Source organism: Caballeronia choica (assembly GCF_001544535.1).
GTDB lineage: Bacteria > Pseudomonadota > Gammaproteobacteria > Burkholderiales > Burkholderiaceae > Caballeronia > Caballeronia choica.
Map to the genome: position 1 here is coordinate 1 of NZ_FCON02000077.1, position 24,727 is coordinate 24,727.

Below are 24,727 nucleotides of genomic sequence, written 5' to 3' on the forward strand. Positions count from 1 at the left end.
GCGCCCTGGTCGCCCGGCGCGCCGGTCACGTCGATCAGCCGGCCGAGAAGCGCCTCGCCGACCGGCACCGCGACCGGGCCGCCGGACGCGTGCACCGGCGCGCCGCGCCGCAACCCGTTGGTCGATCGCAAGGCGAGCGCGCGCACCGTGCGTTCGTCCAGGTGCGCCTGCACCTCGGCGACGATCGGCGGACCGTCGTCGGTCACGATCGAGAGCGCTTCCTCGATCAGCGGCAAGCCGCCGGTATCAAAAGCCACGTCCACGACCGCGCCGCGCACCGCCGTGACCCGTCCCGCCGGTTCGGGCGGTGCGGTGGGTTGGGCCGGGAGCGGTGCGTCGCGCGAAAGGGTGTCCACGAGCGTCATGCCACCACGTCAGTCGGGACGATCCGCGAACGGGTATCCATGGGCTTCCTTCAAGTCATTCGTACGTGCTTTGCAGCGGCGTGGACGAGCCAACGCCAGTCATTCAGTGTCTGAATGACTGGCGCGACCGAGAATGCTGCCCGATGTTGCTCGAAACGGAACGCGGACGACGCGCATCCGTCGTGCCGAAGCGGGGGGGGGTGATGAAACGGCATCTCAAAAAACTTTAAGCCGATGCGATGCGATGTACGTTGACCTTGGTCAATCAAAGAGCATCGATGTTGGGCTTGGGCGGTCCGTGTCCATCTTCCGAACGGTTGATAAATGTAAGGATCGAAGGGCTTCAGGAAGGCTGTGCGTTCGCATGCCCAGCGCAGCAATGATCAGCGGTCGACTCCGATCAGCACTTTCACGTGCGCGGCAACGCCGCGTGCCAGTGGTGACAGTTCGTAGCCGCCTTCCAGGCAGGAGACGACGCGTCCTTTGGCGTGGTACCGCGCGACCTCGACGATGCGTTGCGTCACCCAGGCATAGTCGGCTTCGACCAGGCCGAGGTTGCCCATGTCGTCTTCACGGTGGCCGTCGAAACCGGCCGAGATGAAAATCATCTCCGGCTTGAACGCTTCCAGCGCCGGGAGCCATTTGTCGGTCACCGCAGCCCGGAATGCTTCGCCGCCGGAGCGCGACGGCAGCGCGACGTTCACCATGTTCTTGCCACGAGGCTGGTTGCCCGAGAATGGATATATGTTGTCCTCGAAAATCGAGCACATCAACACCCGTTCATCGGCATGGAAAATGTCTTCACTGCCGTTTCCGTGGTGGACGTCAAAATCAACCAGTGCGACGCGAGCGAGTCCATGCACGTTGAGCGCGTGCCGGATGCCCACCGCGACATTGTTGAAAAAGCAAAATCCTCCCGCCGCCGCATATTCCGCGTGATGTCCGGGCGGGCGCACGTTGCAAAAGGCGGTGCTGGCTTTGCCCGCGATCACCAGGTCCGTCGCCAGCACCGCTGCGCCCGCGGCGCGCAACGCCGCCTGGTAGGTGTAGCGATTCATCATGGTGTCGGGATCGACTCGCACGTAACCCTCAGTCGGGGACATGCTTGCGATGCTATGAATATAAGGAATCGAATGCGCTTGCGCGAGCTGTTGTTCCGTTGCGAGCGGCGCTTCGCAGGTTTGCATGCAATCGAGCAAGCCCTTGATCAACAACATATCGTGGATGGCCCCGATACGGTCGGGCGACTCGGGGTGCATCGGGCCCATTTCATGTTTGACGCAGTCGGGATGGGAGATGTAGGCGGGTAACATGCGGGTTTCCTGCTTTAGTGAAAACGCTGCCAAGGCATCTCGTTGCGGCTCACTGCAACCTCACGCCATCGCGCTCACTTCAACACATCGAATAGCGGCACCCCATGTTCATGGGCGCTGTCGAGCACGGAACTGCGCCAGTACTCCGGTTGGTCGACGCGTCGCCGCTCTGCACCCGGTAATTGTAGTACTCGAATGGCGGCCTGGCTTGTGCAACGTACGCATCCAGACGCTTCGTGACCGGTTCTTGTCGTGGCCGCACCGGCTCAATGCTGCACCCCTCAGACCGGTCGATTCCGACTGAGTAGTTTCCGATGCTGTGCGGCCAACGTCCCGACGGCTATCATGGCCAAGCGCTTGCCTTCTTCCGCCCGGCTTTGTTCTTGACGAGATCTTCCTGCTTCGGTCGCGATTGGTTCGCCAGGCGTGAACAACCCCTAATGCATCCGCGTTCCCATCCGTGTGAGACCGCCGAGATCGAGGATCTGTACCTGCTTGCCGTGAATGTCGATCAGCCGCTGCTTCTGGAACTTCGAGAACATGCGGCTCACCGTTTCGAGCTTCATCCCGAGCAGGCTGCCCATTTCTTCGCGGCTCATGCGCAGGCTGAAGTCGGCGGCCGAATAACCGCGCGCCTTCATCCGCTCGGAGAGGTTGACGAGAAACACTGCCAGGCGCCGCTCGGCGGACATCGCGCCGAGCACCATCATCAGACCCGATTCTCGCACTATCTCGCCGCTCATCATGCGATGGACCTGATGCTGCATCGCGCTGACCTCTCGGCATAACGATTCGAGGAGCGCGAACGGAATGATGCACACCGTGCTGTCCTCGAGTGCGATCGCCGTGCAGTTGTGTCGCGTCGTGCAGATGCCGTCTAGTCCGAGCGGCTCGCCCGGAAGATGGAAGCCGGTAACCTGCTCCTCGCCGTCGCCGTGCGCAATGACCGTCTTGAAGGACCCTGCAAACACCGCATAGATGCTGTGGAACGGATCGTTCGCACGATAGAGCGATTCGCCGCGCTTCACCGTACGCTTTGCCTGGATGATCGAGTCGAGGCGCGCCAGATCCCGAGGCCCGAGGTCCCGCGCGAGGCACACCGCGCGGGTGTGGCAATCGCGGCATCCTGGCGGGCTTGCCGGTTTCAGCGTTGACCCGCCGTCGACGGGGCGACGACGCGACGGTGAATTCAAACCGGCGACAACAGTCCCGGTCTCGGTGGCGAAAGACATGGTGAGCTCCTGCACATTCAGCGAAGTCTCCGTTTCGCAAAGTGGGCGATGGGGTGGGTGGTTTCTGGGTTCTTCCGTTTGAGCGAACTCTCAAAATCAGAGCAGCACGGGCAGGGTAGACGACTTCAGCACCGTGCGGACCGCTTCGCCAGGCACGAGTTCGCGCCAGCGCGCATGGCCGCAGGCGCCCATGACAAGAGAGTCGGCATCGGCGTATCCGATCGAGGCATCGTCTGCGTCTTCGATCGCATTCATGTCTGCTTTTCGCGTTCCGCCTGTGCCTGGCGAGACCGGTGGTTCACCGACATCGACACAGGGATCGCGATTTCGAGATCAGACCGGCTCGGCGACAGGGGCGGCGGCATCCCGGGCCGCACTGGAGACAGCGGCGTGTTCGGCCGGGACCAGCAGCACAGGACAGCAGGCCATGCGCACGAACCGCTCTGCGACGCTGCCGAGCACGAGCCGCTGAAAGCCACGCCGCCCATGCGTGCCCATCACGACCAGATCGGCATGCATCTCGGTCGCGACGCGCAGGATGCGTTGCGCGATACCGTCGCCGCACAGATCGGCTTCGACCACCTGCGCCACGCCGCGCACGTTGTCCCGCTGCATTCTGCCGAGGGCCTCGTTAGTGACGCGCGTGCCTTCCGTCAGCATGGCATCGCGCAGAATCGACGGGTCGTAACCGGGTGCCTCGTAGGCCATCAAGGGCGCATCGACGATGTAGAGCGGCCGGAGTTCGGCGTGGTTCTCGCGGGCGAGCCGCAAGGCTGCGTCAAGTGCCCGGATGGAGGTTTCGCTGCCGTCGATGGCCGCGAGGATGCTTCTGTACATGGTGGTCTCACTCGTGCTGACTCGGGCAATTGCTTTTTGGCACACTTGCGCGGCGCGATCGAAGATGTCGCGGTCTGGCAAACTGCGTGTGTCCCGGGCGGGAGCGCGTTCGGGGCACCGCGGGGGCACCGCAGCTTTCGTGCGCGGACATCCGCATCGACGCCCCATTGCGCGGCAGCGCTGTGTTGCATGGCTCTTGGCGGTGACGTTCTAAGCATACGTTGACAAATCGTCTCGCGGCAGCCTCGGAAACTACTCAGGCCTTCGGTCATGGCGGGCCGTGGCGGCAGCGTGCCCTTGAGCATCGATGCCGAGCCCGGCAGATGCTCGCCCATCTTCCAAACGGTTGATACAGGTCAATCGCTATGTCACGCACACGCCTAGAGTAGGTCGATACCGATCACGCAAATCACGCGAAGGAGACACCCGATGAAGGCACTCGTGTATCACGGACCCGGGAAGAAGTCGCTCGACGAGCGGCCGATGCCCGAACTTGCCGCCCCGACCGACGCCATCGTAAGGGTGACACGCACGACGATCTGCGGCACCGACCTGCACATCCTCAAGGGCGACGTCGCGACTTGCGAGCCGGGCCGGATCCTCGGGCACGAAGGCGTGGGCGTGATCGAGCGGGTGGGCGCCGCGGTTTCCTCGTTCAAGCCGGGGGACCACGTGCTGATCTCGTGCATTTCGTCCTGCGGAAAATGCGAGTTTTGCCGGCGCGGCATGTACTCGCACTGCGCGACGGGCGGCTGGATACTGGGCAACAAGATCGACGGCACGCAGGCGGAATACGTGCGCATTCCGCACGCCGAAACGAGCCTTTATCCGATTCCTCCCGGCTCCGACGAAGAAGCGCTCGTGATGCTCTCCGACATCCTGCCGACGGGGTTCGAGTGCGGCGTGCTGAATGGCAAGGTGCAGCCGGGCTCGACGGTAGCGATTGTCGGCGCGGGCCCGATCGGTCTCGCCGCGCTGCTGACAGCGCAGTTCTATTCGCCGGCGCAGATCGTGATGATCGACCGTGACGCGAACCGGCTGGAAGTGGCGCGCACGTTCGGCGCGACCGGCTGCGTCGATATCGGACGCGCCGATGCCCTCACGGAAATCATGAAGCTGACCGACGGTGCCGGCGTCGACTGCGCGATCGAGGCCGTAGGTGTGCCGGACACGTTCGAGTTGTGCCAGTCGATCGTCGCGGCGGGCGGCACGATCGCGAACGTCGGCGTGCACGGTGCGAAGGCGGACCTGCATCTCGAAGCGCTCTGGGACCGCAATATCACGATCACGACGCGCCTTGTCGATACGGTCAGCACGCCGATGCTGCTCAAGACGGTGCGCTCGGGGCGCCTCGAACCGAACAGGCTGATCACGCACCGCTTTCGCCTGGACGACATCATGAACGCCTATGACACCTTCGGTAACGCCGTCAATACTCACGCATTGAAGGTCATCATCGAGGCGTCCTAGTTCGAAGGGCAGGTGCTACTGGCGAGAGGGCTTTGTTTATCGGTAAGTAGGAGTTGTCGCGCAATCACCGCTGACGCCGGTAGGGTGGCTCCGAGGATAAGCGTTGATCATCCACTGCGCCACCGACTGTGAAGTGATACAGGCTTTGCCACGCGTGATCCTTGAGTCCGAGCAGCGCGTGCATTTCATCATCAAAAAAGCATCCAATCCCTGTAGCGCGTACTCCAGCGGCTTCAGCTTCGAGGTAGAGCGCGTGGCCGAGCATGCCGCATTCCCAGAATAGATGGCGGTAACGCCATGGTTCCTGTAGGGCGCTTTCAAATCGCGTCAGCATACCGAGCGCAAAGCACGAATCGGCCGCGATATTCTGATGACAGGAGATCAACTTTGCTGAGGCACGCAAATCGAATGGCAGCAGAAAATAGAGCGGCAGATGGTCTGGTCCCGTCTTTTCCCATAGCCATTCGGGGCGCATCGAGGCCTGCAGGCTCGACAATGCTTCCGGATTTCTGACCAGCACATACAGGCCAGCCTCCAATCCCTCCACGCGATGCACCAATAGCGCAGGATGCACCGCGGCGGGCGAGACGAGCGCATTCCACGGCGGTGTGTCAGAACGCGTCATCAAGCATTCGAGCATGGCGAAAAAAGCGGCGCTGGCGATGCTTGTCGTGCCGTCGAAATCAACGGCGCTACGGCGCTGTCGAGCGATCTGCGCGAAACTGAGGTCGAGGGCGGGTGCCGCTGGCAACGGGCGCCGCTCGGCAGAGGCGGCGCTCAGCTCCCGGGTACGGGGCTTGATGGTGGCGTGACGGATCGAATCGATATCGGGCCATCGCACATGGTTCGCGCTTAACTGATTCGCGCATCCGCACCACGCCGCCGCGTCCGAAGCCGCCAGCATGCGCTCGATATCAGGCCGTCCGTCAGGATGGCCGACCCAGAGCAGAACATCCGGCGACTCTCGTTCGGCGGTCCCGAAGTCGTCACTACGGTCCAATCCAAGCAAGTGCGCCACCTCACCGTCCGCTGGCGCCTCCAATCGCCGCGTTTGCCAACCCAAAGCGGCCGCTACGTAACTTACCGCCGCGATGGCATGGCCGCAATCGTGCTGGCAGTAGCGCCACGCCCGCATGCCGTATTTCCACGCTTCGCGCCAATGAATCGAACTTATTCCGACCAGAACGCCGTTGCCCGCAAACGCCGTGGTCCATCGCGAGTCATCGACTGCGGCGCGACGTTCAAGCAAATGGTCTCGGCTCAGGTAATGGTAGATACCCGCGGGCAGGCCAGGCAGATGCGGACATAGCAGATAGCCCTCGGTCGGATGGAGGTTGCCACTCGAAGGGTTGCAGCGCAGCGCCCAACGGGTAGCGCGATAACTTTTCCATGCCGACAAGCCCAGCGACAGCTCGAAAAGGATCGACAGATTACGCAGATCAATTCCATATGCGGGCGGCAGGGCGCCGCAGCGCACCTCGTTGTAACGAGTGCGGAACGTGTCCGCGGCTAACAGCAGATCCACGCGAGGTGCGCCGTGAAACTCCCGAAACGGATTGGGCTGGGCTATCCAGTCGAGCTCGCGGGGGCCAGGAGCGTAACCGTTGACGCGGTGCTTGCTGCGATCATGATATTGAAGAAGCGCGTCACTCAAGCGATCCATGGTGCCTTCTGCCCAAGAATGGTCGTCCGGGCGTTGATACGAAACCAGATGGCTCGACGTGCACGCCCGCTGGTCGTGTTGTGGAACGGTGCGCACTTCGGCAATCCGACTTAGGTACGACGATTTAATGACGGTGCGTCGCCCACGTCGCCACGCAGACATCTCGCAAAGGACGTGGCGGAACATGTACAGCGCGCACAAAAGTGCCCGTCGTTGGTCTAAATGCGAAGGGATGTGCCTCGTCAACCGACTAGGCAAAATCCCCTTCGGGGTCGTCTGGCATTGTGTGTGCGACGGTTTTTTCATGCTCGTCTCGCGCGGCTTCAGACGGCGACAAGGACGGCTCGCCGGCTGGCTTCGGACCTGATCGGCGCGTGACTTCGGCGGCCGTCTTGAATAACGCTAAAGCGACGGACGGTGGTTCGTTGTCTTTCAACGGAAATCTCTGGGTGAAGCGCATATGCCCTCCTTAGGCAGGTAGCGTCGACATAGCACGGGCAGGTTGATCGAATCGAGAACAAGCGCCGCCTGCGCAACGGTGCCTTTCCGCGAGTACGGTGCGCACGGCATATGGACGGGCGAGCAGGCGCTATGAGGAAAGGGCCGCTTCGCGTCGACGGACCGTCCGCGTGCGAATCGAAAGCCGCGAACATTGGGGGTTAAAGTGCCACGAACGCCGATTCGTTTTCACTTCGGGCTTCGAAGACTGTCATCGTCGTTTTTGCGTATCCAGCTCGTGTACGGCAGCGAGTGTAAAAAACGCGGAGCGAGTCAAATGTCGCTCTCGAGCGGCGGCGCTGACTTGTTCCAGAAGACTCTCTCTCAGGCTGAGCTGGAAACCTACCGCTTGCGAAGTCACCCGCGACATATTGATGTTCACGAACAGCCAGATTCCTTCGTCGCCGTCCATTTCAAGCGCACGCAATTTCGATGTATCGAAGGTGGGGGCAGGAATGAGTTGCTCGCTGTTGTGATACATCAGTTCCACAGCTTCTTGCGCGTTGCGCTCCAGCTCTTTGATCGAATTGCCCGCCACATCGGCACCGGGAAAGTCGGGGAAGCTGGCACGAAAGACAGTGTCACCGTTGCGTTGGACGTACAAAGGATATTGCATGGTTTTGCCTCATTCGCACCGAGCGCCGCCTGATGATCGTTGCGCAGGCTGCGCAACCGGTGCTTCGCCCGCGCGTGCGGACACTGACGCGGTCATTGCTCGTACATCTCATTAGACGCGCTATGCGTGAATACGCAACAACTTTCTTATGGTAGCCATGTATCGCGTCATCGCAGATCGCGGGTCGAGATCCACGGCGACATGGTGAGCGACTCCGAGGACGTTTTCGATGCTTGGTTTTATACCATTGGTCCTTTCGGCCAACTTGGCTCACGGCGCAAAGTGAGCACATCAATGTACCCCGTGTGCCGTTTGTTCGTCGGTGCGTGCTTCTGATTTGAAGCCCGTTGGCAAAGCCGCAATCGATGCGCCCCTGTTCGCCGATGATCGCGGCGGCGGCTGCATCGGCTGAGCGCTGCGACAGCACGTCTATAATAATTAATGGCCTTTTATTCCAATATTTTTGAACAGGATGTTGACGCCGATGTAATCGATGGAGTCCACGTCGAGCAAAGACACGGCAATTCCCCGCGCCCGCGAACGGGCAAAGATTCAAGGCGCGTATTGTGATGGACTGCGCCATCCTAAATAAGCAATCCGGGCATGAATGCAACACGTCGGAAACGGCGTTAGTCAAGCCATGAATGCGTCCATGCGATAAGTCTTAAATAGGCTGGATCGGTGGCAAAACCTGACATCGATGTTCGCGCGGCGAACGAACGCATGACCCCGCCGATGGGCACGGGTTCAGCATAATTCTTCATAGCGCTGACCCAGCCGCGCATCGCCGGCTCGACAGACAGATATAGATTGCGCACAAGCACCTGGTTTCCGACCGGCGTGGGCACGACGCCTTCGACCATGTGGAAATGCTCGCTCTCGGGGATGCCCTCTGGGCGTGACTTCAAGAGCACCTGGCGGTTGACGTTTGAGGCCATGCACACGTCCTTCTAAAGCCTTACTGTCTCAGTGTAGGCACTTCTTCATCCTTCGCGTGGGGAAGTGAAGGACTGGGAGACGTCGTTCGGCGAGTATCTGGAACATCTATGTGAGGCAGCCAGGCATAACGATCGCCACTCGGGTTGATTGGCTATTGTCAGGGGTTGATGGCTACGGAGTAATGCGACGCCATCTCGCCGTAGGTGCGATTGATGACGGGATCGTAGAAGCTGGCTTTATGAACGCCCGATTTTTTGAGGTTGTCGGGCACGATGATCTTCACGCAACCGCCGAGGAAGGTCAGCGCACGGACGTGCGAACCGATCCAGTCGTACAACTGCTGGGTCCATGTCACTTCCGCGGATGTGTAGTTCGAAGCGCCGAGGGTCCGCTTTCACTGAACCCCTGTGGCTGCTTCGGGTCGTGAGCACGGACTCGCGGCAGGCGGGACCGGTCACTCGCGAACTCCATGGTCCGAACGGCCGAAAAGCGGCATGGAGCCGCCTTACAAGAGGCGATGCTTGTATCTCGGCAATGGCCGATGAAGCAACATTCGTCTTCATCAATCGCACGGCCGCTTACGGGGGGAACCGACGTCTGAGCATCCTATCGACGCGTTGGGCGAACGCTCCATAGAGGTCGAGCGGCCACCTTCCTCGAAGATCACTTCAGGCGTGGGATTCGAACACGGTTACCAACCCGCGCTCAGTTCCTGCTGTCGGCGCACTCGCGCGTCTTCCTCAAAACGTGTCTCGTCGAGTTCCTGCAGCACGCCATCGAGGTCCACAACGCGCGTGTCGACCTCGATGCGGCCGGTCAATTCGGCATCGACGTGCAGTTGGCCTGCTTCGAAGAGCGTCCAGATCTCCATGCCATAACTTGCGGTCAGTATTTGCGGTGCGAACCGTCCGAAGTACGCGGCCAGGTTGTCGACGTCACGCTTAAGCATCGAGGCGGCTTCGTTGTTGCCGGCTGCGTCGACGGCCTGAGGTAGATCAATGATCACCGGCCCATCCGCCGCCAGCAGGATGTTGTATTCCGACAGGTCGCCGTGAATCACGCCCGCGCAGAGCATGCGGACAACCTGGTTGAGCAGCAGCGCGTGCAGTTCAAGGGCGCGGGCTTCTGTCAGATCGACGTCGTTGAGCCGAGGCGCGACGTCACCCATCCCGTCGACCACCAGTTCCATCAGCAACACGCCATCGGTACAAATATAGGGTTGCGGCACGCGCACGCCCGCGCCCGCGAGCCGGAACAGTGCGTCGACCTCGGCGTGCTGCCATGACGCTTCCTGCATCTCGCGGCCGTAGCGCGTGCCTTTTTCCATTGCACGAGCCTGGCGGCTGTTCTTGACTTTGCGGCCGTCCCGATACGACGCGGCTTGCCGAAAACTGCGCTGCTTCGCGTCCTTGTAGACCTTTGCGCATCGCGTCGATTCGCCGCTGCGCACGACGTAGACGGTTGCCTCCTTGCCGCTCATCAACTGGGAGATAACTTCGTCGATGAGTCCTTCTTCGAGAAGCGGTGCAAGCCGTTTGGGTATTTTCATACGACCACCGCATGCGGCTTGTGGGACGTGCATTCCACATGCGTGGATGGCGAATGGCCCGCTGAGGTGTGCGCGATCGACAAACCGATCAATCGAGCGGCCGGCGTTACCGATCGTAAGCTTGTTGCGTGGGAGGCGGATGTAGTCATGCCGGATTATAAGGGAAGCCGAGGACGAGCCTGTATCGCCTTTATTTCGATCATCGGTATACCCTGGGGCCGCGCGTGCTTCGTAATCGCGAAATTCACACTGGCTCCATTCGGCAAGACCGTCATGTCACGAAAGGATTTGAGCCTCAAGAAGGACATCGGAACCGGCGCACCTGGCACACTTGGAAATATCGTGTGGCTGGTTACAGGAGGCTGGATTATGGCACTGTCACACGCTCTTTACGGCGGGAGGCTGTCGCGATGTCGCTCAGGTATTGAACCGACACAACGTCCGTGCGGGGAGTGCCGATAATATCAACGGGCGCGACGGCAAATGGCGCGCGCGTGCGCAAGGCCTCGAAAGACATGCGGCGCTTCATCGGCGTCTCAGGGGCGGCATAAATCTTTGGAGGACCCGACCGGCATCACGCTCACCGCAGAGAAGCGTTGCGACCTGGTCTTTCGGCGCCGCCGCTTCCCGGTGCGCTAACATGCCGCCTGGTGAGCTTGGAGTTGAGGGGATGCGCAGTAAAATATACGACTATGAGTCAATTGAGCGCGGCGAAACGACTACCGCAACCGGTCGCCGGTGGGCGGTTCGGAAACTGCCTCATTCGTTGACACTGACGATTGCATGGCATCTGGCTGTATTGGCGGGTTGGGGCGCTGCGCCGGCCGAGTGGCCGTGGTGGCTGGCGTGCCTGGCTGTCAACCATGCCGCGGTGACCGCAGCGGGCCTATGGCCACGCTCCTCGATACTCGGTCGCAACTGGACGAGACTGCCCGATACCGCACGCAACGCGAATGCCGTCGCGCTCACTATCGACGACGGACCCGATCCGGCAATCACGCCGCAAACGCTCGACCTGCTCGATGTGCTCGACGTCCGCGCGACTTTCTTCCTGATTGGCGATCGCGCACTTTGCTATCCCGCGTTGACGCGCGAGATCGTCGCGCGCGGGCATAAGGTCGAAAACCATACGCAGGCCCACGCTCACACGTTCTCGGTAAAGGGAATGCGGGCCATCGCGCGCGAGGTCGAGAACGCGCAACGCACGCTCTCGAGCCTGACGGGCGAACGACCGGCGTTCTTCCGGGCACCTGCGGGCCTGCGCAACGTCTTGCTGGAGCCGGTGTTGCAGAAGCTCGATTTGCAGCTCGTCGCCTGGACGCGGCGCGGCTTCGATACCCGCGAGCGAGATCCACAGCGTGTGCTGGAACGTCTGCTCGCCAATCTTTCCGGTCGAGACATCCTGCTGCTGCACGATGGCAATGCTGCCGTTACTCTCGAAGGGCAAGCGGTCCTGCTGGCGGTTCTGCCCCCGCTTGTAGACGCCGTAAGAAGCCGCGGCCTGCATTTCGTGACCCTGCAGGAAAGTGCGTGAAATCCTCGCACTTCGCCCGGTCGAGTGCTCCAAGCCCCGTCGAAGCACGTGCCGCCGTCAACGAAAAGGCAATGTGAGGGCGGTTTGCGCCCCTTTTTCCGTGTCGCGCGCGCGACACGTCCGACGACCTTTTTGGCTGACTCGACGGGCTTAATTCAGTATCATCCATGATATTACAAATTGTGACGTACGCTAGGCCGTCTACGATTCCGGTCTCGCGGTCCTAAACAATCGACGCAGCTAACCGTAAACCGGTGCATCGAGGCTGCATTCCCCTGGTTTTGACTTGCAGCGAACGTCGCTGCCGCATCCCTGCGTCCTCGAACCCGTTGCCGCTCGCGGATAGCCTCTGGTCCCCAACTCTTCTACTGCGCCATGGAAGCTCTGCGCTGGACCCTCCCTGTCATCCGCTGGTCAGTCGCAGTCACGGGCGCGGCGGATGTCGGTTTCATCGAACCGATGGTGCGCCGCCGGCTGAGCAGTCTTTCGCGCGCCGCGCTGAAGGTGGCGCACGACTGCCTGCCCGACCCGGCAGACCAGGCACAGGGAGAAGGCGTTCGTCTCGTTTTCGCTTCGCGGCACGGTGAACTCAAGCGCACGACCGACATTCTCCTCGCCCTCAGCCAAAAAGAGCCGGTTTCGCCGACGGCCTTCAGTCTCTCGGTGCTGAACGCGATGACGGGTGTGCTCGGTATCGCGCGCGGCGAGCGTGCGCCTGCCAGCGCGCTCTCGGCCGGCGAAGAAACCCTCGGTCTGGCCCTGCTTGAAGCACACGCGCAGCTTCTGAACGATCCGTCGTCGCCGGTGCTGGTCGTGTACGCCGACGAGCCGGTCGACCCGCTCTATGGACCGCGCGAAGAGGGCGAAGAGAGCGGCGCGCTTTCCATCCTGTTCGACAGCCGGGCGACGCAGCTTCTCGAATGTTCGCGAGCGCCGCGAACCGCGCCCGCCGGTGCGCGGGCGTCATTCGGGACACAGATCGATGCGCTCGTGCACTGCCTCGAATCGAAGGACACGACGCGCTGGCAGGCGCAGTCCGCGAACGCCGGTGGCGGCTGGCAATGGAGCTTGCGTGAAAAGGCGGGCTGATTACCTCTGGCGCCTCTGCGCGACGGGGGCGAGCTTTCTTGCGTTCGGTATCTGCGGCATCCTGTTTTCGGTGCTCGTGTTTCCGTTCGCCTGCATGTGGCCCCATCCGGCCTCGCGGCAGCGCGCGGTCACGACGGTCATTCATGTTTTCTTTCGATCACTGGTCGCCGTGCTGCAGAAACTGGGCGTGATGAAGCTTGACATCACGAATGCGGCGGCCTTGCGAACGCGTACGCCGGCGATCGTGGTAGCGAATCACCCGACCTATCTCGACGTGATGGTGCTGCTCGCGCTCACGCCTGCCGCATGCTGCGTCGTCAAGCAAGCGCATTGGCGCAACCCGTGTTTCTGGGGCATCGTGCGCGCCGCGGAATATGTGAGCAACGCGGCGCCGGCCGAACTTGTGGAATCGGCTGCGCGTCAGCTCCGCGCCGGTTACACGATGATCATCTTTCCGGAGGGCACGCGCAGTCCGGCGCAGAACCGCCTGCACGCGTTTTCGCGCGGTTTCGCCCACATCGCGCTTAACGCGGACGCGCCGATCGTGCCGGTGCTCATCGATTGCGACCCGCCTGCGTTCACCAAACAGATGCGTTGGTACGAGGTTCCACCGCGTTCGTTTTGCCTGCGGGTGAACGTGCTCGAACCGATCGATGCCGCCGCAATCGCAACGGCGCACGCGCCACCGGCCATCGCCGCGCGAACGCTCACTCATGCCGTCCAGGCTCACATCACCCAGCGCCTTCTCGAATATGGATTCTTTAAAACTTGAACTGAAACGGCTGCTGATCAAGTCGCTCGATCTCGAAGACCTGACGCCAGCCGACATCGCCGATGACGCGCCGCTCTTTTCGACCGACGGCGTCGGACTCGACTCGATCGACGCCCTCGAAATAGGCATCGTGCTACGCAAGCACTATCAATTGACCATCGAGGCGAACAGCGAGCGGACGCGCGATAGTTTCCGCTCGATCAATACGCTCGCTGCCTTGATCGAAACTCAGCGGGGCGCGGCCGATACCGCCTGCGCACCGACGAGAACAGCATAAAGAGAAGGAGGCAATCTTGACCGAGGATGAAATTCTCGAGCGCATCCGCGCGATTTTCCATGAGAACTTCGGGATCGAGCCGGCGCGTGTCGTGCCGGACGCGAATCTTTACGAAGAACTCGATCTTGACAGCATCGACGCGGTCGATCTCGCCATCAAGCTTCAGGAAATGACCGGCCGACGCATCAAGCCGGAAGAGTTCAAGGCCGTGCGGACTGTTGGCGACGTAATCGGCGCGGTCGAGTCGCTTCTCGCGGCGCAGGACTGATGTCGGCCGGGCGTACGCAGGTTTCCGCCAGCACGAAGGTGAAGCCTGCATGTAATCCCGCGACATCCGGCGCCGCGAAGCGCTCGTCCTTCGGTGGTCTTGCGCTCGATGCAGCGCGGACTGCGCTTGTCTTCGCCTACCCCGCGACGATCCTGTGCGCATGGTTCTGGGACGAGCCGCGGCTCATCGGCACGTTGCTGCTCGCGTTGCTGTGGCTGCAGCGCTGGCTGGGGCGCGGCATCGTCGCGATGTCGCTGCGCCGGCTGACCGCGGTCGACTGGTGCGTGGCCGCGATGCTGAGTGGCGTTTCCGTCGCGATCGTGCTGTCTGGCAGCGAGTTGTTGCTGCACCTCTATCCGTCGTTCGTGAATCTTGGCCTGCTGCTCGCGTTTGGCGCGACGCTCGTGCGCGGTCCGTCGATGATCGAGAAGTTCGCGCGGCTCGGTAATCCGCAGCTCGACCCGCACGGTGTGCGTTATACGCTGTGTGTCACGCGGATCTGGTGCGTTTTCTTCGCACTGAACGCGGCGTTTTCCGCCTACACCGCGTTCCGATGGAGCCGTGCGGCGTGGTCGCTGTACAACGGCGGAATCGTGTATGGCCTGATCGGCGTGCTGCTCGTCGGGGAAATGGTGTGGCGGCGGCTCGTCGTGCTGCCGCGAGCGGTGCGCCCGGAGTCGGCATGATCGCGCTGCACGATCTCCTGCTCGACACGCAAGCAGGCGCCGCGCCGGTTTGCGTCGACCGAGGCGTCACGCTCGACCGCGCCGCCTTTCGCTCACGCGTACTCGCGATGGCCGAAACGCTCGGCGCGCGCGCCGGAGTTCGCCATGCCCTTTGTATCGACGACCCGTTCGACTTCGTTTGCGCGATGTTCGCGCTCCTCGCGTGCGGCAAGCAGCCGGTCATTCCTGCATCCAACTCGCCCGACTATCTCGCCGGCTTATCCGATGGCTTCGACGCGCTCATCACCGGCGATGACCTGCCCGAGTTGTGCGTGAGCGGTGCGCCGGCGGCGGCGTGTTCCATCGACGCACGCGCAGCGCTCACGCTATACACGTCGGGCAGCAGCGGAGCGCCGAAGCCGGTCCGTAAGACCCTCGCGCAGTTCGACGCCGAGGTGCGCACGCTGGAGGCCCAATGGGGCGCGCTCGTGGGCGACGCCACCGTGCTCGGCAGCGTGCCGCACCATCATATCTACGGCCTGCTGTTTCGCATGCTGTGGCCGCTCGCGGCGGGGCGGCCTTTTGATCGCGCGCTCTGTGTCGATCCGCAGCAACTTTGCGCGCGCCTTGCCGAAGGCCGCGCGGGGATCGTCGTCTCGACGCCTTCGCAACTGGCGCGCTGGCCGGCCATGACCGATTTCGCTGCGCTCGCGCGCGGCGCCAGGGCGTTCTTTTCGTCGGGCGGCCCGCTCGCTGCGGAGACCGCCCGCACCTATCAGGCGGCGTTTGACTCGGCGCCGATCGAAGTCTTCGGCAGCACGGAGACGGGCGGAATTGCGTGGCGCCAGCAGGACCGGACGGATGCCTGGCAACCGCTTCCAGGCATCGATACCCGGCGCGATGCCGACGGCGCGCTGCTGGTGCGCTCGCCCCATCTCGGCCACGACGACTGGCATCGCACCGACGATGCCGTCGCGTTCGACGCGGACGGCCGCTTCCGGCTCGCCGGACGGCTGGACCGCGTCGTCAAGCTCGATGGCAAGCGCGTGTCGCTGCCCGAACTCGAAGCGCGTCTCGCCTTGCATCCGTATGTCGAGCGCGCGGCCGTCGCGCCGCTTCGTAACGCTGCCCGGCAGCGCGCGGGAGCGGTCGTCGTGCTCACGGCGGCGGGCAACGCTGCGCTCCTGACGTTAGGCCGCCCGGCGCTGGCGAAAGTGCTGCGGCGTCATCTGGCTGGCTACGTCGATCTCGTCGTGCTGCCGCGCCACTGGCGCTTCCTTCCGGCGCTGCCCTGCGACGCACGCGGAAAAATGCCCGCAGCAGCGATCGCGGCGGCATTCGACGCGCGCCCGGAAGGTTTCGAACTGATGTCCGTGTGCCCCGACGGCGACGCGTTGCGCATGGAGTTGCGCGTGCCGCCCGGACTCGCGCACTTCGCCGGACATTTTCCCGGCCTGCCGATCCTGCCGGGCGTCGTCCAGCTCGACTGGGCGGCGCGCCTCGCCGCCGAATGCTTCGGAGGCGCACGTCGTGTCGCGTCGATCGATCGTCTCAAGTTCACGGCGCCGGTCGGCCCGGGGGCGCTGCTTGCGCTGCGCCTGTCCCACGATGCGAACCGCGGCCGCGTGCAATTCACGTATCGGCTCGGCCACGGCGCGGATGCGCGCGACTGTGCGTCGGGCGTGATCGTCTACCGGAAGGAAGCATGAGTTTTTCAGCGTGCATCGTCATTCCGATCTACAACCACAAGGACGCGATCGCAGGCACCGTGGCGCAGCTTCTGCCGCACGGGCTGCGGATCATCGTCGTGGACGACGGCAGCGACGAGCCCACGCAGCGGGTGCTCGCGCAGCTCGCGGCGGAGCATGCGGGCACGCTCACGCTGTTGCGCCTGCCGGTCAACGGCGGCAAGGGCGCGGCGGTCATGGCGGGCTTGCGTGCCGCGCGGCGCGCGGGCCACACGCACGCACTGCAGATCGACGCCGACGGCCAACATGACGCCGCCGACGTTCCGCGCTTTCTGGACGCGGCGCGCGCCGCGCCGCACGCCGTGATCCTCGGCCAGCCCGTGTTCGACGAAAGCGTGCCCAGGTCGCGCTTGTACGGCCGCTATGTCACGCACGTCTGGGTCTGGATCGAGACACTGTCCCTGTCGATCCGCGATTCGATGTGCGGCTTTCGCCTGTATCCGCTCGACGCCGCGTGCGCGCTGATCGATTCCGTCGACCTGCCGACGCGCATGGACTTCGACATCGCGATCCTGGTGCGGCTCCATTGGCGCGGGCTCGCGTTCCACGGCATTCCGACGCGCGTCACCTACGCGGCCGACGGTGTCTCCCATTTCGACGTGCTGTGGGACAACGTGCGCATTAGCGCGGCCCATGCGCGCCTCGTCGCGGGAATGCTGGGACGGCTTCCGCTGCTGCTCGCGCGAAAGCTGCTGCGCAAACCGCGCGCCGGCGCGGCGGACTGGTGGCGAATCGCGGAGCGCGGCAGTCAGGTCGGCATGAAGCTGCTCGCGCTCAGCAGCCGGGTGTTCGGACGCCGCTTCACCGCGCTGTGGCTGCATCCGGTCGTCGCCTATTTCCTGCTGACGGGGCACGAGGCGCGCGCCGCGTCGGCGCGCTACTTCACGCAATTGCGCGCGAGCATGCCGCAGGAAAACCTGCCGCGCCCGGGATGGCGGTCGGCGTACCGTCACATGCTGGCGTTCGCGCAATCCGGCTTCGACAAGCTGGGCGCGTGGACGGGGCGCGTGAATTTCGCCGACGTAACCTTCGACGATCCCGCCGCTTTCGAGGCGCTCGCGGCGAGCGGGCGCGGCGCGCTCGTGATCGGCGCGCATCTGGGCAACCTCGAAATGACGCGCGCACTCGCCGTGCGCGGCGCGCATGCGAAGGTGACGGCAATCGTCTACACGGACCACGCGCGCCGGTTCAACAGCGTGCTCGCGTCGGCAAGCGATGATTTCTCCGAGCGTCTCGTGGAAGTCAGCGACTTCGGACCGGAGACCGCGCTCATGATGCAGGCGCGCGTCGATGCGGGGGAACTGCTCGTCATCGTGGGCGATCGGGTGCCCGCGCACGACGCAGGCCGGACCACCGACGCGCGGTTTCTCGGCGCGCCGGCTCCGTTCGCCCAAGGGCCCTACATACTGGCGCACGCACTGGGCTGCCCGGTCTACCTGTTCTTCTGCCTGAAGGAACCCACGGGCTATCACCTCTATTTCGAGCCGTTCGCCGAACGCATCGAGCTGCCGCGCCGCGAGCGCGCCGAGCAGCTCGCCGCGTGGACGCAGCGTTATGCCGAACGCCTCGAGCACTATTGCCGGAAGGCCCCTTACCAATGGTTCAATTTCTTCGATTTCTGGGCGCGTCCCGGTGGAGACGCGAATGGCCGAACTTGATCTGACCGCGCCAGCGGTCGCCGCCGCGGTCGTCGTGGGCGGGCGCAAGATGACGATCGAAGACATCGTCTCGATTGCACGTCGTGGCGCACCCGTCGCGCTGAATCCCGATCCGGCGTGGCGCGCCCGCATCCAGCGCGGCGCCGAGTTCCTGCGCTCGCATCTGGCCGAAGGCCGGACCGTGTACGGCGTCAACACCGGCTATGGCGATGCCTGCGTCGTCGATGTGCCGGACGCCCTGGTCGAAGCGCTGCCGCTGCAGCTCACGCGCTATCACGGCTGCGGCCTCGGCCGGCATCTCGACGATGCAGAGGTGCTGGCGGTCATCGCCGCCCGCCTCAACTCGCTCGCATACGGCTTTTCCGGTGTGCGCACGGTGCTGCTCGAGCGTCTTGCCGATCTCATCAATCATCGCGTGCTGCCGCGCATTCCATCGGAAGGCTCGGTCGGGGCGAGTGGCGACCTGACGCCGCTCTCGTATGTCGCGGCCGCGCTCGTGGGCGAGCGTGACGTGCTGCATCGCGGGCGGTTGCGTGATGCGCGCGGCGTGTGGGCCGAACTCGGTCACGCGCCGTTGCAGCTCGCGCCGAAGGAAGGTCTTGCGCTGATGAACGGCACGGCCGTCATGACGGGCCTCGCTTGTCTCGCGTTCACGCGGGCGTCTCACCTGAGCCGCCTCGCGGCGCGCCTGACCGCGCTCGCAACGGTGGCGCTCGACGGTCGCGCGGCGCATTTCGATGCGCTCCTCTTCGAGGTGAAGCCGCATGCCGGGCAGGCCGAGGCGGCGGCATGGATTCGCGCCGACCTGGCCGGCCGCGAGGATTCGCCGGGCCATCGGCTGCAGGACCGCTATTCGATTCGCTGCGCGCCGCATGTCATCGGCGTGGCGCGCGATGCGCTCTCGTGGGTGCGCCGCGATGTCGAGAACGAGCTCAACAGCGCGAACGACAATCCGCTGATCGATCCCGAAACGGGACGCGTCCTGCACGGCGGCAACTTTTACGGCGGCCACATCGCGTTCGCGATGGACGCGCTGAAGACCGCGGTCGCGAACCTCGCCGATCTGATGGACCGCCAGCTCGCGCTCCTCGTCGACGACAAGTTCAACAACCATCTGCCGCGCAACCTGTCGGGCGCCACGGCGGAGCGGGCACCGATCAATCACGGGTTCAAGGCCGTGCAGATTTCGTCGTCCGCGTGGACGGCCGAGGCGCTCAAACTGACGATGCCGGCAAGCGTGTTCTCCCGTTCGACCGAATCGCACAATCAGGACAAGGTGAGCATGGGCACCATCGCCGCACGCGACTGCCTGCGCGTGCTCGAACTCACGGAGCAGGTCGCGGCGGCTCACACGCTCGCGACCGTGCAGGCAGCGCGCCTGCGCCTGCGGATCGACGGCACGACACATGTGCCGGCGCCGCTTCGCGGCTTCATGGAAAGCGTGACGCACGAATCGGCGTTCGTCGACGAAGACCGCGCGCTGGAGAGCGACCTGCGCGCGCTGACCGCACGCATCGCCGCGTGCGCACTGGTCGACGCCGATGCCCCGCCTGAGACTGGAGACACAGCATGAGCGGCGCGCAAGCGTTCCTCGCGGCAAGCGCTCGCGTCGAAGTGCCGTTTCACGACGTCGACGCGATGAATGTCTGCTGGCACGGGAATTACCTGAAGTACTTCGAGATCGGCAGGGCGGCGCTGTTGCGCGCGTTCGACTACGACTATCGCGAGATGCAGGCGTCGGGCTATCTGTGGCCGATCGTCGAGGCGCACCTGAAATACGTGCGGCCAGCCGTGTACGGCCAGCAAATCGAGGTCCGCGCGCAACTGCTGGAATTCGAGAACCGCCTGAAGGTCGGCTACGAGATCGTCGATCCCGTGACAGGAGAGCGGCTGACGCGAGGCCATACGATCCAGGTCGCTATCGATGCCGCAACCAGGGAGCTTCAGTTCGTGTCGCCGCCAGTGGTGTTCGAGAAGCTGGAGCGCGCATGGGCACGCTGACGCGTTCCGCCGCGGTGATGGCGATGGCGATGGCGGTGGCGTTGTCGCTTGCCGTCGGCGCGCGGGCGGAGCAATCCGGGCAGGATGCGGCGCTAGTCTCCGGGATCGCTCGCCATCTGGCCGAAGCGGGCGGCGGCGTGCGAGCGCAATTCAGCCAGACGCGCACGCTTTCCGCGATGAAGCAGCCGCTCGTCAGCACGGGCTCGATTCTGTTCGTCCGCGAGCGCGGCGTGATCTGGCACGTCGATACGCCCTACAAGGCGACCTACGCGATCACCGATGCCGGCATGCGCGAGATCGACGCGAACGGGCAACCGGGCGCGTCGCGCGGCGGCAACGACTCGCGCGGCACGGCGCAGGTGTCGCGCATGATGCGCGCCATGCTCGGCGGCGATCTTTCCGGGCTCTATTCCCAGTTCGATGTGAAGGCGCATGGCACGCCGTCGAACTGGCGCATCGAGTTGACGCCGAGCCAGCCGCAACTCGCCCAGTCGGTCAGGCGCCTCGACATGAACGGCGGCGATTTTCTGCAGGGCCTGCGCATCGTCCTCGCCAACGGCGACGCCACGCAGATCGAATTTACCGGCAGCGCGCCGGCGGGCGAACTGTCGCCCGCTGAACGCGCGCAGCTCGGAGCGCCGTGATGGAACTCCCGCAACGGCGCTCGTCGCGACAGGCCTGGAGCGTGCGCGCAGCGTGGCTGCTGTTCGCGCTCCTCGTGGCGTCGTATTGCGGCTGGCGCTTTAGCGGCCCGTCGCCGTTGCAGACCAACCTGCTCGCGCTCCTGCCCGCGACCGAAGTCGACCCGGCGGCCGAAAAGGCCACCGACACGCTGGCCGCCGCGCTCGGCGATCGCACTGTCTTCATCGTGTCGAGTCCCGATGCGGAGCACGCGAAGGCAGCGGCAAAGGAACTCGGGGCGATGCTGGGGTCGAGCGGCGCGTTCCAGTCGGTGATCGCGCAATTGCCGCCTTTCGACGTCTCGTCGATCGGCGCCTTCTATCTTCCGTACCGCTTCGGCCTGCTCGCGCCGGCCGATCGCGCCGCCTTGCAGGACGGCTCGTTCGTCCTTCGCGATGTGCTGCAGCGGCGGCTCTACAGTCCGCTCGACAGCGGGCTCGCGACGCCCCTCGCCGACGACCCGTTCGGCTGGCTGCAACGTTACCTCGCGGGCCTGCCGCTCGCGACGTCGAATCTGGAACTGGAGGACGGCCTGCTCGTCGCCCATCGCGACGGCGCGACCGACGTGCTCGTCACCGCGACGCTTGGCGGGTCGGCGTATGAATCGCGTGTGCAGCGCGCGGTTCACGACGCGGTGGCGCGCGCCGGCGCGGCGCTCGCCCAGGCGCATCCCGACGTCACGCTCAACCGCCTGGGCGCGGTGTTCTACGCTGAGGCTGCACGCAGCTCGGCGGAGCGGGAAGTGCATCTGATCGGCCTGGTGTCGCTGTGCGGCATCGGGTTCCTGATGCTGTGCGTGTTCCGCTCGCCGCGGCTCATCGCGCTCGGGTTCCTTTCTACCGCGCTCGGCATTGTCGCGGCGCTTGCCGTCACGATGCTCGTGTTCGGCCAGCTTCACCTATTGACGCTCGTATTCGGCGCGAGCCTGATCGGCGAGGCAGTCGACTATTCGATCCAGTATTTCGTCGTCTATCTCGGCGCCGGGCGCGACTGGGACGCCGGTCGCGGCGCTCGCAAGGTGCGGCCGGCGCTTGGCGTTGCGCTCGCCACGAGCCTGCTCGGCTACGCGGTGCTGGCGTGCGTGCCGTTCCCCGCGCTCAAACAGATCGCGTGCTTCGCGATGGCAGGCATTCTCACGGCGTTCGCATCGGTCGTGTGGCTGCTGCCCACGATGCTGCTGCGCCCGCCGAAGCGCCGCCCGGGCGCTTTGTTCGATGCGGCCGGCCGCCTGCTTGCCGGCTGGCGGCGAGTGCTCGGCGGACGCAGCGGCTGGACGCTCGCGATGCTGCTGGCGATTGTCGCGGTACCGGGCTGGCTACGCTTGTCGAGTGACGACGACATACGCTTGCTGATCCAGCGCGATCCGGCGCTGCTGGCACAGGAACGCGCGGTGCGGGCTGCGGTCGGCATCGACGACGGCGCGCAGTTCTTCGTCGTGCGCGGCGAGACCGCAGAGACCGTGCTGCAACGCGCCGAGGCGCTCGGCGCGCGGCTCGATGCGCTACAAGGCGGCGAGCGGCTGAGCGGTTGGCAGTCGCCGGCGTCGTTCGTGCCGTCGGCGCAGCGGCAGCGCGAAGACCGCGCGCTGCTTGCGCGGCGCATCTTCGACGATCCAGCAAGGTTGCGCGCAGCGCTCGTCGAAGCGGGCTTTCGCGACGACGTGGCCGACGCCTGGATCGCGGCCGCACGGCCCGATGGCGCGGCCCTGACGGTCGACGCATGGCTCAAGGTGCCCTGGTCGCATCCGTTTCGCCACTTGTGGCTCGGAGTGGTCGATCCGTCGACGCACACTTACGCGGCCGTCGTCATGCCGCAAGGTGTGACGCCCGCAAACGAAGCCGCGCTGCTCGCGGCGGCGCGCGCGGTGCCGGGCGTGAGTTTCGTCGACAAGGCCATGAGCGTGTCGAAACTGTTCGGCGCGTATCGGATCGATAGCGGCGCATGGCTCGCAGGCGCGACGCTGCTGGTCGCCGCGCTGCTGTCGTGGCGCTATGGACTGCGCGGCGGTATTGCCACGACGCTGCCCGTGGTGCTCGCGATTGGCGTCACGCTCGCTGTGTTCGGTTATCTTCGCGTGCCGTTCAATCTGTTCAACTGCCTTGCACTCATGCTGGTGCTTGGCGTCGGCGCGAACTACGCGGTGTTCCTGCGCGAGGGCGCAATGCGTTCCGCCGACGACCTGGGCGCGGTATGGACGGGCGTGCTGCTGTCGGCGGCAACGACGCTGCTGTCCTTCGGCATGCTCGCGCTCAGTGCGATGCCGGCGCTGCGCAGCTTCGGCGCGACGCTCGCGCTCGGAATCGCCGTTTCGGTGCTGTTTGCGCCGATCGGCATGCCATCGAAAGAAAGGAGCCTGTCATGACCTTGCCCCGCGTCTTTCTTCACGCGCTCGGCATGCTCAATGCGCTCGGCGACGATGTCGGGACGATCGTGAAGGCGCTTGCAGCCGCCAGCGCACCCGGCATGGGCACACTGCCCGCGCGCGACGCACGCGGTGCCGAAATGTTCGCCGGCCGAGTGAGCGCGCCGCTCGATGTCGCGCCGCCCACAGCGCTCACTGCATTCGATTGCCGCAACAACCGGCTGCTGCTCGCCGCGCTCGCGCAGATCGCGCCGGCCATCGACGACGTTCGCGAACGGTTCGGCGCGCATCGCGTCGGCGTGGTGCTGGGCACGAGCACGTCCGGCATCGCGGCAGCGGAGGCGGCGCTCGCACACCGCGCGCGAACCGGCGCCATGCCGGCCAGCTTCGACTATCGCCAGATGGAGATCGGCACGGCCGCGCCGTTCGCGGCGGCGGCCCTCGGACTGACCGGTCCCGCTTACACGATCTCGACCGCGTGCACGTCGAGCGCGAAGGCGTTCGCGTCCGCCCGACGCCTCTTGCAATTCCATCTCTGCGACGCGGTCGTGGTGGGCGGCGTCGACTCGCTGTGCGAGCTCACGCTGGAGGGCTTTGCGTCGCTCGAATCGACGTCGCCCGTGCGAGCGAATCCGATGAGCCGCAACCGCTCCGGCATCAACGTGGGCGAGGGCGCGGCCGTGTTTCTGATGAGCCGCGAAGAGTCGCCTGTGTTCGTCGCGGGCACCGGCGAATCGAGCGATGCGTACCACATCTCGTCGCCGGACCCGCAGGGCGTCGGTGCCGAGCGCGCGTTGCGCGCGGCCCTCGCCGATGCGCGGATCGACGCGCAGGCCATCGGCTACGTCAACCTGCATGCCACGGCTACCCGCAAGAACGACGAGATGGAAGCGCACCTGATGGCGCGCGTTTTTCCCGACGGCGTGGCGGCGAGCGGCACCAAGCCGCTGACCGGCCATCTGCTCGGCGCGGCCGGTGCGACCGAACTTGGCTTCGCGTGGCTCGCGCTCGCCGGCGAGGGCGTGGCGTTGCCGCGGCACCTGTGGGACGGCGAGGCGGACAGCGCGCTGCCGCGACTCGATCTCGTCGAGTCGGAGCGCTATTTGCGCGCCGCCGTGGGCGCGCGCAACGCGATGAGCAATTCGTTCGCTTTCGGCGGCAGCAACGCCAGCCTGATTCTCGGCGCATGA

General features: G+C 64.5%; 23 protein-coding genes and 3 pseudogenes. 15 read left to right on the forward strand and 11 right to left on the reverse strand.

Features of this window, described 5'->3' with window-relative positions; translation table 11 throughout:
- The 5 genes and pseudogenes from AWB68_RS27040 to AWB68_RS27055 all read right to left on the reverse strand — a co-directional run.
- A pseudogene (locus AWB68_RS27040) lies at positions 1-365 on the reverse strand (F0F1 ATP synthase subunit beta); the annotation flags it as partial.
- 383 nt (positions 366-748) lie between these two features.
- The gene (locus AWB68_RS27045) at positions 749-1,678 is read right to left on the reverse strand and encodes a histone deacetylase family protein (RefSeq protein ID WP_087647417.1); all 930 of its coding nucleotides are present in this window, start codon (positions 1,676-1,678) and stop codon (positions 749-751) included.
- A gap of 437 nt (positions 1,679-2,115) precedes the next feature.
- A complete protein-coding gene (locus tag AWB68_RS27050; protein WP_087647418.1) occupies positions 2,116-2,910 on the reverse strand; it encodes a helix-turn-helix domain-containing protein in 795 nt (264 codons plus the stop codon).
- 96 nt (positions 2,911-3,006) lie between these two features.
- A pseudogene (locus AWB68_RS46905) lies at positions 3,007-3,117 on the reverse strand (universal stress protein); the annotation flags it as partial.
- Positions 3,118-3,243: 126 nt separating this feature from the next.
- On the reverse strand, positions 3,244-3,747 hold the full coding sequence (locus tag AWB68_RS27055) for a universal stress protein (RefSeq protein WP_087647419.1): 504 nt from the start codon (positions 3,745-3,747) through the stop codon (positions 3,244-3,246).
- Positions 3,748-4,176: 429 nt separating this feature from the next.
- Here AWB68_RS27055 and AWB68_RS27060 point away from each other — a divergent pair, with 429 nt between their 5' ends.
- Complete coding sequence (locus AWB68_RS27060) at positions 4,177-5,217, forward strand: zinc-dependent alcohol dehydrogenase family protein (protein ID WP_087647420.1); 1,041 nt, start codon at positions 4,177-4,179, stop codon at positions 5,215-5,217.
- Positions 5,218-5,281: 64 nt separating this feature from the next.
- Here AWB68_RS27060 and AWB68_RS27065 read toward each other — a convergent pair whose 3' ends face one another.
- The 6 genes and pseudogenes from AWB68_RS27065 to AWB68_RS27085 all read right to left on the reverse strand — a co-directional run bounded on the left by AWB68_RS27065 (position 5,282) and on the right by AWB68_RS27085 (position 10,482).
- Positions 5,282-6,880, reverse strand: a complete 1,599-nt coding sequence (locus AWB68_RS27065; RefSeq protein WP_087647421.1) for a nitroreductase family protein — start codon at positions 6,878-6,880, stop codon at positions 5,282-5,284.
- A gap of 250 nt (positions 6,881-7,130) precedes the next feature.
- Positions 7,131-7,340: a hypothetical protein gene (locus AWB68_RS46910; RefSeq protein WP_125483053.1), complete on the reverse strand. Its 210-nt coding sequence runs from the start codon at positions 7,338-7,340 to the stop codon at positions 7,131-7,133.
- Positions 7,341-7,589: 249 nt separating this feature from the next.
- The gene (locus AWB68_RS27070; protein ID WP_087647422.1) at positions 7,590-7,994 is read right to left on the reverse strand and encodes a type II toxin-antitoxin system HicB family antitoxin; all 405 of its coding nucleotides are present in this window, start codon (positions 7,992-7,994) and stop codon (positions 7,590-7,592) included.
- Between the two features lie 629 nt (positions 7,995-8,623).
- Positions 8,624-8,932 carry an MDR/zinc-dependent alcohol dehydrogenase-like family protein gene (locus AWB68_RS27075; protein ID WP_087647423.1) on the reverse strand — a complete coding sequence of 103 codons (309 nt, stop codon included), beginning with the start codon at positions 8,930-8,932 and terminating at the stop codon, positions 8,624-8,626.
- A gap of 161 nt (positions 8,933-9,093) precedes the next feature.
- Positions 9,094-9,318: pseudogene (locus AWB68_RS27080) on the reverse strand (IS21 family transposase); the annotation flags it as partial.
- A gap of 306 nt (positions 9,319-9,624) precedes the next feature.
- On the reverse strand, positions 9,625-10,482 hold the full coding sequence (locus AWB68_RS27085; protein ID WP_087647424.1) for a PA4780 family RIO1-like protein kinase: 858 nt from the start codon (positions 10,480-10,482) through the stop codon (positions 9,625-9,627).
- 147 nt (positions 10,483-10,629) lie between these two features.
- Here AWB68_RS27085 and AWB68_RS51525 point away from each other — a divergent pair, with 147 nt between their 5' ends.
- From AWB68_RS51525 to AWB68_RS27155, 14 genes are all read left to right on the forward strand, one after another.
- Complete coding sequence (locus AWB68_RS51525; protein WP_125483055.1) at positions 10,630-10,944, forward strand: YccF domain-containing protein; 315 nt, start codon at positions 10,630-10,632, stop codon at positions 10,942-10,944.
- 178 nt (positions 10,945-11,122) lie between these two features.
- A complete protein-coding gene (locus AWB68_RS27095) occupies positions 11,123-12,016 on the forward strand; it encodes a polysaccharide deacetylase family protein (RefSeq protein WP_235028526.1) in 894 nt (297 codons plus the stop codon).
- Between the two features lie 375 nt (positions 12,017-12,391).
- Complete coding sequence (locus tag AWB68_RS27100; RefSeq protein WP_087647427.1) at positions 12,392-13,105, forward strand: beta-ketoacyl synthase chain length factor; 714 nt, start codon at positions 12,392-12,394, stop codon at positions 13,103-13,105.
- Positions 13,089-13,877 carry a lysophospholipid acyltransferase family protein gene (locus AWB68_RS27105; protein WP_087647428.1) on the forward strand — a complete coding sequence of 263 codons (789 nt, stop codon included), beginning with the start codon at positions 13,089-13,091 and terminating at the stop codon, positions 13,875-13,877. Before AWB68_RS27100 ends, AWB68_RS27105 begins: the two co-directional genes overlap by 17 nt.
- On the forward strand, positions 13,858-14,154 hold the full coding sequence (locus AWB68_RS27110) for a phosphopantetheine-binding protein (protein WP_087647446.1): 297 nt from the start codon (positions 13,858-13,860) through the stop codon (positions 14,152-14,154). Before AWB68_RS27105 ends, AWB68_RS27110 begins: the two co-directional genes overlap by 20 nt.
- A gap of 16 nt (positions 14,155-14,170) precedes the next feature.
- The gene (locus AWB68_RS27115; RefSeq protein ID WP_087647429.1) at positions 14,171-14,422 is read left to right on the forward strand and encodes an acyl carrier protein; all 252 of its coding nucleotides are present in this window, start codon (positions 14,171-14,173) and stop codon (positions 14,420-14,422) included.
- Positions 14,422-15,108: a COG4648 family protein gene (locus tag AWB68_RS27120; RefSeq protein ID WP_087647430.1), complete on the forward strand. Its 687-nt coding sequence runs from the start codon at positions 14,422-14,424 to the stop codon at positions 15,106-15,108. The genes AWB68_RS27115 and AWB68_RS27120 overlap by 1 nt, the downstream gene beginning before the upstream one ends.
- Positions 15,105-16,796 carry an ApeI family dehydratase gene (locus tag AWB68_RS27125; RefSeq protein ID WP_087647431.1) on the forward strand — a complete coding sequence of 564 codons (1,692 nt, stop codon included), beginning with the start codon at positions 15,105-15,107 and terminating at the stop codon, positions 16,794-16,796. The genes AWB68_RS27120 and AWB68_RS27125 overlap by 4 nt, the downstream gene beginning before the upstream one ends.
- The gene (locus AWB68_RS27130; protein WP_087647432.1) at positions 16,793-18,493 is read left to right on the forward strand and encodes a glycosyltransferase family 2 protein; all 1,701 of its coding nucleotides are present in this window, start codon (positions 16,793-16,795) and stop codon (positions 18,491-18,493) included. The genes AWB68_RS27125 and AWB68_RS27130 overlap by 4 nt, the downstream gene beginning before the upstream one ends.
- Positions 18,480-20,066: an HAL/PAL/TAL family ammonia-lyase gene (locus AWB68_RS27135; protein WP_087647433.1), complete on the forward strand. Its 1,587-nt coding sequence runs from the start codon at positions 18,480-18,482 to the stop codon at positions 20,064-20,066. The genes AWB68_RS27130 and AWB68_RS27135 overlap by 14 nt, the downstream gene beginning before the upstream one ends.
- Complete coding sequence (locus AWB68_RS27140) at positions 20,063-20,494, forward strand: acyl-CoA thioesterase (protein WP_087647434.1); 432 nt, start codon at positions 20,063-20,065, stop codon at positions 20,492-20,494. Before AWB68_RS27135 ends, AWB68_RS27140 begins: the two co-directional genes overlap by 4 nt.
- Positions 20,482-21,138 (forward strand): LolA family protein, encoded by a 657-nt coding sequence (locus tag AWB68_RS27145; protein WP_087647435.1) that lies wholly within the window; start codon positions 20,482-20,484, stop codon positions 21,136-21,138. The genes AWB68_RS27140 and AWB68_RS27145 overlap by 13 nt, the downstream gene beginning before the upstream one ends.
- Entirely contained in the window at positions 21,138-23,537 is a 2,400-nt protein-coding gene (locus AWB68_RS27150; protein ID WP_087647436.1) for an MMPL family transporter, read from the forward strand. The genes AWB68_RS27145 and AWB68_RS27150 overlap by 1 nt, the downstream gene beginning before the upstream one ends.
- Positions 23,534-24,727: a beta-ketoacyl-ACP synthase gene (locus AWB68_RS27155; protein ID WP_087647437.1), complete on the forward strand. Its 1,194-nt coding sequence runs from the start codon at positions 23,534-23,536 to the stop codon at positions 24,725-24,727. Before AWB68_RS27150 ends, AWB68_RS27155 begins: the two co-directional genes overlap by 4 nt.